Source organism: Bifidobacterium sp. ESL1118, assembly GCF_058505595.1.
On sequence record NZ_CP196371.1, the window covers coordinates 216025 to 229184 of the forward strand.

General features: G+C 54.1%; 6 protein-coding genes. All 6 read left to right on the forward strand.

The window, feature by feature from the left end:
- Positions 1-418: 418 nt before the first annotated feature.
- The 6 genes from ACSYSS_RS00760 (at position 419) to ACSYSS_RS00785 (ending at position 13148) form a co-directional block, all read left to right on the forward strand.
- Complete coding sequence (locus ACSYSS_RS00760) at positions 419-2143, forward strand: serine/threonine protein kinase (RefSeq protein WP_491703634.1); 1725 nt, start codon at positions 419-421, stop codon at positions 2141-2143.
- A complete protein-coding gene (locus ACSYSS_RS00765) occupies positions 2143-2685 on the forward strand; it encodes a hypothetical protein (RefSeq protein ID WP_491703635.1) in 543 nt (180 codons plus the stop codon). The genes ACSYSS_RS00760 and ACSYSS_RS00765 overlap by 1 nt, the downstream gene beginning before the upstream one ends.
- A complete protein-coding gene (locus ACSYSS_RS00770; RefSeq protein ID WP_491703636.1) occupies positions 2682-7688 on the forward strand; it encodes a hypothetical protein in 5007 nt (1668 codons plus the stop codon). Before ACSYSS_RS00765 ends, ACSYSS_RS00770 begins: the two co-directional genes overlap by 4 nt.
- Positions 7689-7760: 72 nt before the next feature.
- Complete coding sequence (locus ACSYSS_RS00775; protein WP_491703637.1) at positions 7761-8054, forward strand: WXG100 family type VII secretion target; 294 nt, start codon at positions 7761-7763, stop codon at positions 8052-8054.
- Between the two features lie 236 nt (positions 8055-8290).
- A complete protein-coding gene (gene essC, locus ACSYSS_RS00780) occupies positions 8291-12880 on the forward strand; it encodes a type VII secretion protein EssC (RefSeq protein ID WP_491703638.1) in 4590 nt (1529 codons plus the stop codon).
- Positions 12873-13148 carry a hypothetical protein gene (locus ACSYSS_RS00785; RefSeq protein ID WP_491703639.1) on the forward strand — a complete coding sequence of 92 codons (276 nt, stop codon included), beginning with the start codon at positions 12873-12875 and terminating at the stop codon, positions 13146-13148. The genes essC and ACSYSS_RS00785 overlap by 8 nt, the downstream gene beginning before the upstream one ends.
- The last annotated feature ends 12 nt before the right edge of the window (positions 13149-13160 follow it).

A 13160-nucleotide genomic window follows, 5' to 3' on the forward strand; every position in this document is an offset into this window, starting at 1 on the left:
TTTTGCGCCAACTTTATTATTGGGTTGTAGGAATCAGACCCAGTGTTTAAGTCAGATATTTGGTTTTAGCGGTCGTGTGCGTTTGTGGCCGCCGTCGTTATCGAATCAAACGGTTTACTGCACTGACAGATTGACGGTTGTGATGACATTGCGGATTCCGTTAATTAGATAAAAGTAAAGCTTTCAACCATTTTTTACAACGATATTAGCTAGTTTTGTTCAATATCGTATAGACTGTATAATAAAAATTTATATTTCATACATAAGAATAGCTTTTTGCTACCATGTGTGTCATGCACTCCGTTTAAAGCATTTAAAGAGCTATTATATGGGGTTGCATACTTGATATTGTCATGCCGCTTGTAAGATGGGGGATATACAATTTCCGTGTATTTTCATCTGAGAGAGGAATGGATACATGGAAGTGCCAGATGAGCGAATAGTTGGGAAGCGGTACCGCATCCTGACCCAGATCGGCCATGGCGGAATGTCTACAGTGTATCTGGCGCTTGATGTGAATCTTAATAAGCAGTGGGCTGTTAAGGAGATCCGGCATATTGACGACAAGGCCAGCGCTCGCCGCATCATCGACGGCCTCATCAGTGAGGCCAATCTCATCAAGTCTTTTGACCATCCGGCAATTCCTCGCATTGTTGATCTCATTGAAGAGGATGGCAGCCTATACATCGTCATGGACTACGTAGAGGGTCAGACGCTTGAGAAAACCTTGGAGGCCAATGGAAGATGCTCCGATGAGCAGGTGGTTTCATGGGGCATCCAGCTTTGCGACGTTCTCGATTACCTGCATCGACTGGATCCACCCATTGTCTATCGTGATTTGAAGCCGTCGAATGTGATGGTGACACCTGAAGGCGCAGTTCGTGTGATTGACTTCGGCATCGCCTGCCCGATGCCTCCCAAAGAGGGCCCTCTGCCTGAAGGCTATGAGGCCCGAATGGGGACTCCTGGTTTTGCCGCTCCTGAGCAATATGATGAATTTGGTCGATGTGACGCTCGCACGGATGTGTATGGTCTGGGTGCGCTGCTCTACACTCTATTGGTCGGCAAGAGGCCCAAAGGCGAGCCTTATGATCTACCGCCTATCAGGCAGGTGCTGCCCAATGCCTCTGCTGGCCTGGAACGTATCTTGGTAAAGGCACTGCAGAAGGATCCTGACGATCGTTATCAAAGCTGTGCTCAGTTCGCCTATGATTTGGAGCACGCCAACGACAAGGATATGCAGTTGCGCAAATCCATGCAAAACAAATGGCGTGCATTTTGTGCAATGTGCGCGGCAACGGTTGTTTTGGCCGTTGCGGGCGGCGCTTCGTTGGGTGTCGGGGCTCTGGCGGCATCGTCGAGTTATGAGCATTATATGAATTTGGCGAATCAGTCTTCGGATGATGTGGCTGCCGAAGGCTACTACGTGAAAGCCGCCGATATTAGACCCTCTCAGTCCGCACCTTATGAGGGTTTGATCAAACGGTATGAGGCGGATGGGCGCTTCAGCGATGCCGAGAACGAGCAATTGCAGCAGTCCGTCGACGAGCATGCAGACAGCTTGAGAAACCAAGGGGAAAACTGGGGCCAGCTTTCATTCGATATCGGCAAGCTCTATTGGTACTACTACACGCCGCGCGTTGTGAAAAGCGATGGTGGTTTAGGGTCTCAGCTTCAACACGTACGGATACTGGCGGCAGAAAACTGGATGAAAGACGCCGGCGATTCTGGTTTCAATGACCACAAGCTTGCCAAGTTGTATGCCACAATAGCTGATTTTGAGTCCTCAATTGTCCCTCTGATCAATGAAGGGTCAGACCAGGGCAAATATGCCCCTTATTTCAAAGAGCTTTCTCGATTAATGGATTACATGAATTCGAGCAACAACGACGTGATGCGTTTGACTACTGCCAATTTGGCCTTGGACACCGTGCGGACATATTCGCGCAAATTCAGGGCCGATGGTGTCACTCAGGAGAGCTTGATGAAGTTCGTGGAATCTGCGGAGCGTCTGGCCAAAACGTCAAGCATAACTACAGACAAACTTCAACAATTGCAAGGTCAGGCGTTGGGAATCGTTGATTTGGCTAAACAGTCAGTCAATGAAGCGTTTGTGGACATAACGGGTAAAGGGGCAAAGTGATGGCATCCGGATACAAAGTGACGGCTCTTGTGCTGTTTTCGTTGGCCGCAATATGCCTCGTGGCTACTGTGGCGCTGTATTTCATATGGCACATCCGCCAAGTGCGAGATACGTTGACGGGTAAGACCGCCGAACGTCGTATAGCGCAATTGCGCAGTGTCAGTGGTCGCTGGCAAACAACCAAATCTAGGGTTGGTGTTGGTGGCTCGGCTCTTGAGGAGCCTTGGAATGCCAAGGACATTGACAGGGCTCTGGGCTTTTCTTCACTGGGCATTGCTGGCAGTGGGCGCACAGACATGCCTCAAGTCGATGCCGCTGAAGACAAAGACGATGCATTGGGCACCACACTGCTCGGGGACGATGGTGGCGAAACTCATCTCAACCTGGACGCCGAACATGTAACGAAGCCTATGCAACCGCAGGATTTCCAAACCGACTCTGACGATGAACAGGAAACCAACATCTCACTTTCGTCGGGAGAGCGGAAATTTGACGAGGATGATGAGCGCGACACCACGTTGCTGGGGAAGGATAGGCAATGAAACGATTTGCGTCTGAACACCATGGATTCTCCGGGCTTAATGCAAAGCTGATTGTGACTATATCGCTGGCGTTGGCTCTGGGAGGAGCCAGTCTCGGCGCTTCGATGATGGCTTATGCTGACTCCGGCTCGGCTGCCCATGCAACCGACCAATCGACTTCGTCGGCATCCCCTAGTCAAGGTACGTCAACATCGCCAAAGGATGCCGATGGTCAGAACTCACCAACATCTGCACCCACAAACCCGCCATCGAGTTCCGCGAATCCTCCGGCAGACTCTTCGAACTCTCCTTCCACCGAGCCGGGTGGCACAACACCGACCATGCCCGGCGACACCTCGACGGCCGCGGCAAAATCTCCACAGATTGGGCCATATTACAGTAATGCCGATGGATCTATGAGTACTTTGGCCAAGCACATCAAGATTCTCAACTATGGAGGCTGGTTCAGTCCCTCAGGTACTTTCTCTGATGCAACGGTCACCGGGGATTGGCGCAAAACAGAGACGAACACAACGTCTGGCGAGGTATCCGCTTCACCAGAGGGGCTTCACATCTGGCAGCAGGCGAATAATCCCGCGGCGAAGCTCAAGATCTGTGTGGTGGACCCCAGTGCCACTGGTTTATCTATGTGGCAAAACGGCTGCCTGCCTGCAGGGTCGCTCAACAGCGGTGGGTACGAAGTGTCCACTACGCTGAATCCAGACAACACCTGGCCCGAGCAAGCCAATGGGCAGCTTTCCGTGACGGTGAGTCCCATCACTGCACCGAACACTGCAAATCAACCGACTAAATATGTCTATGTGAAGCTTGGCGAGGATTTGAACGAAAACACCGGCACCGCCGACAATCCAAAGACCGAAACATTCCCGGCTGGCACCATCGTCAAGCTTCCTATCGTGCGGGATGCCTCCGCACCGAGCATTGCCCAGGTGAGTGTAAACGAAGTCAACAATGACGGAACGAAAGGGAACGAGGTCGATTTTTCAAACCCCAAGGGAATCGGTCTGAGCAATGACGGTGAGCTTCCCACCAGCGGTAAAGGCATCATGGTGACCGTCGGTATTGATGACGCGTGGCCACAAGGTGCCCACAGCGATGCTGATGTGGCTGCAGTCTCTGGGCCCCAGAAGCTGATGCTGACCTACAAGAACAAGCCCGTGCCGGCGGCATGCACGCCGGAGCCGGCAAGTAAGGGGCCTGCCTTCGACCGTATGGACTGCCAATTCACCATGGGCGCAGATGAAAGTTACCTCAATCTGAATGCCTCTGCATTCGGCAGACTTGGAAAGGTGAGTCTCAGCGACTTCTCCTTGCAGGCGGTCGACAACATGGGTAATACCAGCACGAAGAAGACATTGGTTGATTTTCAGCCATTCAAGGCTGATTCGGCTTCAGCCAATCAGACTGGCGTGCGGTCCGTGGAGTTCTATGCGTTCCCCACGGCGGAGGATGTCAACATGGACCTCCGTGTGAGCAGTATTGTTGGCTCAACGAAGACCGTTGTCTGCGGTTCGAGTCAAACGGGACCCTGTACGAAGAATAAGTTTGTTCAGGCCAAGCAGGCTGTGGTGGAACCGGTGATTTCCCGGAAAGCGGTCTCATGGTTCAATGATTTGGAAGAGTATAAGCCGAGAATTCAATATTCGTGGCGTGATCAGAAGTCTCAAATCCAGTCATCCCAGTGTGATGCTGAACATCCTTGCGACATCTCCACAACCATTCACGAAAATGAAAAGGCGCATCTTACCGAAGGCGAGTATTCGGTGACATACAGTATTTCATATATGAATGCAAACGACCTGCCGCTTATGATTAGTCATGCTATCAGTGGTGCCGTTGGTGATTCCGGCCGCCAGACATTGGCTACGCTTGATGGATTGTGCGTCGACGGCACATCTCCAAGGGTGAATGTCTCTTCCTCCTTCCCGCAGGGCGACTGGCTTGCGGATAACTCGTATACCGATGGCACGGGTAGCCGTGCCATCAAGGTGGTGGCCACGCATCCTGGCGAGAACTTCACGTACACCGTGAGCGCGAAAGACTGCTTGGGCTCGGCTGGCGCCCAGCCGTCTGACTGCGATGAGAACGGCGTTTCGGGCATGAGTGAGCTTTCCCTGACCTATAAGTGGTACGCTAATTATGATGACGCTCTCAAGGCGGCAAGAGGCCAAACCCCTGCCACTCAGCCCGCGACGAAGACCATCACCCCTAAGGAGGGGTACTCTCTTCAGCTGCCGATTCAGTCTGATGGAGCCTACGTTGTCTCCGATATCAGTGTTACTGCCAAAGATATGGCCGGCAACACTGCGGAGTTGAGTGCTGCGGATTCATCTGACTCGTGCCCTGGCGTGATAGTGGTCGATGGTGAGGAGACAAGTGCCAAATCGGTGGCGATCAAGCTGAACGATGCCGCGGGCACACCGACGAGCGACAAGCCGAATTATTACCATCGCGGTTCCGTCAGAGCCACCCTCACTGTCAATGACAAGTGGTTCGAAGCGGCTCGTCAGCTTCCACATCGCGATGATGGCCTGTTCACAGCAAGCCTGTGCAAAGTCGATATGCCCCGGGGAGCGACATGCCCAAGCTCAGACGTGGTTACAATTGCGCCCAATACGTTTGCTGATGTGAAACTGGCCAACTTTAGCCGTGAACATGCAGATGGTGATGCTTGGTCGCTCAACAATGTGAATATGCCCGTTTCGAGCGTACCTTCGGAAACGCGATCCGCAGAAGGCAAATACGCCTTGCATCTGAGCTACGTGCCTATTGGCCATTCCACGAACACGGCGGTACAAGGAGGTTCGGAGTTCTGTATCGATTACACGAGTCCTTGGTTTGGCGCGGTGAATTATTCGACGGTCCAACCGAATCAGTGGGGCTGGATTTTCGCAGATGGCGATGAGACCGTATCCGTCAAGTCGAGCGATGCCGTCTCCGGTGTCAACGACGGACGGTCGGCGTTTGACGGTCAATGGAGCAAGGCCCCGCAGAACCCTGATAGGTTGACCAGCAATGACGGACAGATTGCCATGACCTTTGGCACTGACTCCCAGCGGCTCACACTTTCTGGATCGAAGTTTGTTGCTCGCGACAAAGCTGGCAATGAGTCTCAGATTGATTTGGGCCGCAATCTGCCTCTGCCTGGTGAAACACACGCAATCTTCGGCATTGCCATCGATAGGCAGACGCCTCGGATCTCCGTGGCGTATGACAACAACGATGTACGTAATGGAAAGTATTACAAGGCAAACCGCCATGCAACGGTGACCATCACCGAATCGAACTTTGATTTCATCAAAGACAACGATCAATGGCGGTCGATCGTCACCAGCAATGTGGACGGTTCCAGAGGTGCTTCCGTTGCAGCCAAGGATTTCAAGAACGCAAGTGGCGATGGATTGACTTGGACGGCGCAACTGCCATGTGAGCATGATGGAGATTGGGCAATCGATGTTGGTTTGACGGACCCTGCCGGTCATGTTGCCGCACCCTACCATAGCGACTTTACGATTGATACGGTCAAGCCCCTGCTCGGCATTAAGTTCGACAACAACAGTGCTCAGTCAGGCAATTATTACAAGGCTGCAAGGCATGCTGTCATCAAGCAGACCGAACGCAACTTCAGCGGTGCCGATACTGTGATCACCGTCAGCGCCAAGGATGCGGGCGGCGCTTCCGTGGCGTCGCCTTCGCCCTCGCCTTGGACGGGAGCCGACAAGGACTATGGGCACACCGCCAATGTGGATTTCACTCATGAGTTGCATTACACACTCAAAGTGCAAGCCACCGATCTGGCCGGGAATGTGGCCGAAGCGGTGGAGGAGCCCGAGTTCATCATCGATACCACAAGCCCCAAGCTCTCGATTTCCAACGTGGCGGACAAGACCGCTTACGCCGGTGATGTCATGCCTAAGATTGATTACAGCGACACCAACTTCGACCCAATGCTCACCGACTATACGTTGACGCGTACGCATAAACCAGGCAATTCTCCCGATGAGAACGCCAAAGAGACCAAGAGCAAGGCGAACAGCGTCTATGTGGACGATGCGGAGCATGTCGATGCCACGTCCAAGAACGTGTCGTTCAAAGACATCGAGCATACCGTCGACAACGACGATGTCTACACGCTGACGGCGTCGATTCGAGATAAGGCTGGCAACGAAACCAAGCAGAAGGTGGTTTACAGCTTGAACCGTTTCGGCTCGGACTACATCTTCGACGGAGCCACTCAGAATTCACTTGGCAAGTACATCAAGGCCCCACATGACGTTAGGGTCACGGAAGTGAACGTCAGCGGCATCGATAGTGCCAAATCCCACATGGAGTTGGTGCATGACAGTGACGTGAGGGATTTGAAGGCGTTGACGGACTATTCGGTCGCCAAGGACAGCACCACGGGCTGGCAAGTCACCACGTACGATTTTCCAGCCAAACTGTTTGCCTCCGATGGCTACTACCGTCTGCGGCTCACTTCCGTCGACACTGCGGGTAACCTTTCGCAGAACACGATGAACAAGAAGGACGAACAGCGTAAAAGCTCGGCCGAGGTGAATTTTGCTGTGGATGGTCAGGCACCACAGGCGCAGATCGCAGGCTTGAGCAGCAGATCGATGTTCTATTCGCCTTCTCACGACTTTGTGGCCAACGCCAAGGACGATGTGGCGTTGCGTTCTGTCGAGATGCGTGTGGACGGCAAATCGGTAGGCAAATGGAATGGAAAGTCCACACTTTCTCCCATGTCATACAACCTAAGAGCCGACGAGAAGTCACATGACGTTCAACTCGTGTCCACCGATATGGCTGGAAACAAAACAGTCTCGAACTATGGCAATGTTGTGGTGGCTTCCAGTTGGTGGGCGTATGCCATGGCTCGTGGGTTCCTGTTGCCGGCCATCGCTGTGGCCATCGTCCTTCTAGCCCTCATCATCTTGGCAATCGTACTCATGGTGAGGCACCACAAACAGACAGCCTACCGCAGGAATGTGTTTGGGCGGTAGATAAAAATTTTGCGCCGGCGACGGCGTAAAGATTTCCGGAAATTCCGGAAACACAATGAAAGGAATGTCATTATGGCAGGTCAGATCAGAATTACGCCGGACACCATGCGGCAACGTGCAGGTCAATACCGCACCGAAGCCGGCAATGTGGGAGACGTTATCTCCAAAATGGACAATCTGCTCAATCAGTTGCAGAGTGAATGGGAAGGCGCGGCGAGTCAGTCCTATGCACAGCGTTTTAGCGAGCTTCGCCCAGGGTTTGTGCAGGCGCAGGAACTCATCAACGAGATAGCCCAGTCGCTTGATCAGACCGCAGCCACCTTGGAGGAGACCGATAGCCAGATAGCGAGTGGCTTCAGGGGCTGATTCGAATTTTGGGCTGCCGATGACGCATCATCGTCGGCAGCCCAAACAATTTTGATGTTCTTTTTCCGAATGTCAGATGGGGAGATGCAGTCAAGGCCAGTTGTTTCGGCTTGGGGAGGTCATTGGAACGCTGTTGGCTTGTGTGAATTGGGTCGGTAGCTCTTCTTCGGTGCTGGTTTAAGGCTTGCAGGGGCCAAACTCTTATTTGCGGACGAATACTACTTAAAGGATTGCTGATGTTGATTACGGTTATGGCGAGTGGTCGGGCACGCACCATGTCGTTGCCAGATGTTCCTTCCGGCATGCGCTGGATTGCCTCTCCTGCTGCTCAGGGCAACGAGCGTCTGGTCCAGCTGGAGGCGCGCGACGGCTCTTGGGTGATGACGCCAAAGCACGGAAAGTCGATTCTTGACGCATCCGGGAATGTCGTCAGGAGTGTGAAGCTCAATAGCCAAGGTATGGCTGCGTACAACGTGGACGAGGGTGGCGGGGCCCAGTCGTCGATTATCGTCAGGCCTGATGATGAGGGCGACAAAACCTTTCATATCGTCGGTTTCACCCGTGAGACGCGTGTGACCATAGGCCGTCTTGACGCCAATACGTTCGTTATCGACATACCGTTCGTCTCTGCCAACCATGCCGTCATCGACTTTAGGCAGGATCAGTTCGTCATCACCGACTTGGGTTCGGCGAACGGCACCTACATCAATGGGGTTCGACTAACCGCAAATTCACCTTACATACTGCATCCGTCCGATACCATCGAAATTCTCGGGTTCCTCGTGACTGTGGGCCATAGGTTTCTGTGCTATAACCGCCCTGCGTGTCTTACGATTCGTCCGGACCCTGCCTTGAGCGCCTACCGCGAACCGGATGCGGGCAGCGCGATGCCTGTAGCATCGGATTTCCAGGAAGGTGACGATGAGGAGCCGCAGTATTTCTACCCAGCGCCAAGGTTCAAACGCAATGTGACGCCATTTGCCGTCTCCGTTGACGCCCCTCCCGCACCCCAGAAGCCGGACGAGGAATCTGTAGCCATGAAGATTGGCCCCTCGATGATCATGGCTTTGGCATCGGTGTTTTCGGCGGCAACCATGATCACTCGCGTCAGGCAACCAGGCGGCTCAATCATGACTGCCTTGCCGATGCTCGTCATGGCTGTTTCGATGCTCGCAGGCAGTGTGATTTGGCCCCTGATGAGCCATCACGTGCAGAAAAAACAGCGTATTCGCAGTGACCAGCGGCGCCACCAGCGTTATGCCGAATATCTCGACGGCGTTCGCTCCTGCATCTCCCAGGCCTCCCAAGAGCAACGGCAGATATTGAGTGAGAACAGGGTATCGGTCGAGGAATGCTTGAAACGGGTGGTCTCACATGATCCACATATGATGGACCGCACCGTTGCGCATGACGACTTCCTTGAGCTACGGCTGGGTGTCGGCACGCTGCCGCTCAGCGCCGACATCCGTTACCCAGAGGAGCATTTCACCATTGAGAAGGACGACCTTTCCCAGGTTGTCTATAACCTGGCCAAGGAGCCCAAGGAGGTGGCGGATGTGCCGATTTCCGTCAAGCTTGCGGACCATGCTGTTGTGGGCGTTTGCGGAGAAAGTGCGGTGGCTTCCTCATTGTTGCGAGGCTTGGTGCTTCAGATGGCGGCCTTGCACTCGTACGAAGATGTCAAGTTGGTGCTTCTTTGCGACCCTGAGGAACGTGAGGATTGGATTTGGGCTGCGGAGCTTGCGCACATGTTTTCCAACGACCGCACCGAGCGGTATTTTGCAGACACGCTCGAAGAGGCTTCCCAGCTTTCGCTGAGCCTGGGAAAGGTGGCTCAAGAGCGCCGGAGCAATGCGAAGGATGCCGATGCCGGCAAACCGTTGCCTTGGTATTTGGTGGTATGCACCTCAAAGGACCTAATGGAGAAAAGCGATCTCATAGACGACCTGAGCCGCAAGCCTGCACCGGGTTTCACCTTATTGTGCCAGACGCAGGACCGTAGGGACTTACCCAAGCAGTGCAGCAGCATCATCGACGTCCGCGCTGATACTGGCACGCTGTTCGACGTGAACGATGCTTCGGGGCATGGGCAGCAATTCGTTCCCGATGCCTGCGCCTCCGCCTCTGAGTGCCTGGACTTCTCCCACGCCCTGGCATCGGTGCGCCTTGACACCGCCGAGGCCCATGCGAGTCTGCCCGATTCCCTCGGTTTCCTCGACATGTATGAGGCGGGGAACGTCGAGCAGCTCAACGTGCGCTCGCGGTGGAAGGATTTCAAGGCGGCGGATACGCTTGCCGCCAGAGTCGGCATCGACGCACAGGGTGAGCCTTTCAACCTCAACCTGCATGAGAAGTTCCATGGTCCGCACGGTCTTATCGCAGGCACCACGGGCTCGGGTAAGTCTGAGTTCATCATCACCTGGATCCTATCCATGTGCGTGGAGTATTCGCCGGAAGAGGTGGCCTTTGTGCTCATCGACTACAAAGGCGGCGGTCTGGCGGGAGCCTTTGACAACAGCCGTGTACGGCTGCCCCATCTTGCGGGCACCATCACCAATTTGGATGGCAATGCCATCATGCGCAGCCTGGTCTCCATCCAAAGTGAGCTTAAGCGACGTCAGGCTCTGTTCAACAAGGCACGAGACATCGCCGGCGGCGACAACGTGGACATCTACGACTACCTACGCATGTACCGCGACGGCAAGGTGAGCGAGCCCTGCCCACACCTGTTCATCGTTGCCGACGAGTTCGCGGAGCTCAAAGCGCAGCAGCCCGAGTTCATGACCGAGCTGATTTCGGCGGCTCGCATAGGCCGCTCGCTGGGCGTGCACTTGGTCTTGGCCACCCAGAAACCCAGCGGTGTGGTCAACGACCAGATCTGGAGCAATTCACGATTCAAGGTGTGTTTGAAGGTTTCGGACGCAGGGGATTCCAAGGAGATGATTCGCCGGCCCGATGCAGCCGAGCTGACCCAGGCCGGTAGGTTCTACTTGCTGGTCGGCTACAACGAGCTGTTTGCGTTGGGCCAGGCTTCGTATACAGGCGGTGTCTACACGCCCACCGAGCAATACGCTCACAAGGTGGACGATTCCGTGGAGCTCATTTCCAACCTCGGTGCTGCGGTGGGGTCGCAGCGCCCAGCATCTGAAGCTGTGCAGGAATCTCAGACACCCGAATTGGTGGCGGTGCTCGAGCACATCGCGCAGATAGCCCAAAGTGAGCACATGCAGGCTCAACAGCTTTGGCTTGACCCGTTGCCTGCCCGCCTTCTGGTGGAAGATGTGGAGAAGGCCCGCACGTCGGCTGAAGCTCTTGATTCGAAAGGAACTGTGAAGCATCCGTATGAGCTTGACCCCGTGGTGGGCGTGCTCGATGACCCGGCGAAGCAACAACAGCGTGTACTGACCCTTCCGTTGACTACAGGTGGCAATGCCGTGCTCTATGGAGGGTCGAGTTCAGGGGTTGAATCCGTGCTATTGGCCATGCTGTTTGATTTAGTTAATACGCACACTGCAGCCGAATGCAACATCTATGCCATTGATTTTGGCGCGGAGGCATTGACCGCGCTGCGCGGTGCCCCACAGGTTGGCGACGTGATCACCAGCGGCGATGACGAGAAAATGCTGAGGCTGTTCGACTACCTGGAGTCCGTGTCTGCAGAGCGCAGGAAGGCGCTGATACCGTATGGAGGTTCTTTTGAACGTTATACGCAGGAGCATGAGGATATGCCCGCCATTGTGTTTGTCATCAATGGTATTGCGGCGTTCACCGAGCTGTATGAGCAGACGCTGATGGACCGTTTGGTGAGGCTTTCCCGCGAAGGCACGCGGGTTGGAATTTCCATTGTGCTCGTCGCCGCCGCGCAAAGTGATATTCGTGGCAGGCTGAGGTCGAATTTCAAGAATCAGCTGGTGTTCTCTCTCGACAACGCAGATGATTATCTTGCTGTTCTTGGTTCGATGCGTGGCGTAGCCACTCCTCAGGGCTACGCTCAGGGCCTCGTCAAGATGGGCGATGACACATATCTCTTCCAAGGCGTTCAGGTGCTTGGTCAGGACAAGGATGAGTTCAGATACGTGGAAGAGCAATGCGTCGGAACCGGCGGAGAGGATTCGCGCGCCTTGGCCATTCCAACCATGCCTGAGTCGGTGGATGCGCAGTATCTTCTCTCCCGTTCAAAGGAGGGGGTCGACTTTCCATTCGGCGTGTATGCCGATGATCTTTCGTTGGCCGGTTTTGATTTTGCCGAAAGGCCGATTGAGCGAGTCGCTTTCAACAGGCTTAAGGATGGTACTGATTTCGTATCCGCATTGCTGCAGTTCGAATCGGCGATGGGATGCGAATCGGCTTTGTTGGACGTTGCAGGGCACTTCGGCAGGTTGCCGGGTATTTGCATGTTCGAAACGCAGGACGATAATGAAGCATTGGATTTCCTCTGTGGGCTTGGACATGAAAAATCAGGCAAAGGTGTTGTTTTCGTGTCCGGAATTTCTGGATTGCTCATGCGCGGGCTTCCGGATAAGGTAGAAAAGCTCAAGGAAGTTCTTTCCGGTGCTGACGGCTCAGTGGGAATCGTGTTGTTCGATATGGCCAACGATGTGCTGTATAACTCGGATCCTTGGTTCCTTGCCCATTCGTCTGCTCAAAACGGAATCTGGATTGGTGGCGGTCTGGACGGCCAGCAGCACGTCCAACACGTGTACGGAGTCGGCGAGAAGGTCGATTCGAAAGTCAAGGTACCTTGGGGCTATGTGGTTCTCGATGGCGGGCCACGAAAGGCAAATCTGATTGTAAGTAGTGTAAGTGAAAGGAAAGGCAATGACTGAAATCAAGGTGAGCTCCGCTGATTTGTCGGCTCGGCAGTTTGATTTGAATGCAGCCAATCTGGGTATGCCTCAGGCTGCAAAGCTAAAATGCGGTTCCAGCAGAGGCGAGGGGTTCAATGCCTTCAAGGACCATGTCGGACGCATCGAGCGTTTGGTCAACCAGTATTCGGAGTTGCTGGCCAAGGATATTTCGGCCCTTGGTAATGTGTCTACGAACCTTGCCGAGGCAGATAGGCATGCGGCCTCCGCGTTGGAGGGAGGGAAATGAGTATGTATGTTC

What these genes read in the sequence shown, in the direction of transcription:
- ACSYSS_RS00760 (WP_491703634.1), top strand. Translation starts at nt 419, where the DNA reads ATGGAAGTGCCAGATGAGCGAATAGTTGGGAAGCGGTACCGCATCCTG.
- ACSYSS_RS00765 (WP_491703635.1), top strand. Translation starts at nt 2,143, where the DNA reads ATGGCATCCGGATACAAAGTGACGGCTCTTGTGCTGTTTTCGTTGGCC.
- ACSYSS_RS00770 (WP_491703636.1), top strand. Translation starts at nt 2,682, where the DNA reads ATGAAACGATTTGCGTCTGAACACCATGGATTCTCCGGGCTTAATGCA.
- ACSYSS_RS00775 (WP_491703637.1), top strand. Translation starts at nt 7,761, where the DNA reads ATGGCAGGTCAGATCAGAATTACGCCGGACACCATGCGGCAACGTGCA.
- essC (WP_491703638.1), top strand. Translation starts at nt 8,291, where the DNA reads ATGTTGATTACGGTTATGGCGAGTGGTCGGGCACGCACCATGTCGTTG.
- ACSYSS_RS00785 (WP_491703639.1), top strand. Translation starts at nt 12,873, where the DNA reads ATGACTGAAATCAAGGTGAGCTCCGCTGATTTGTCGGCTCGGCAGTTT.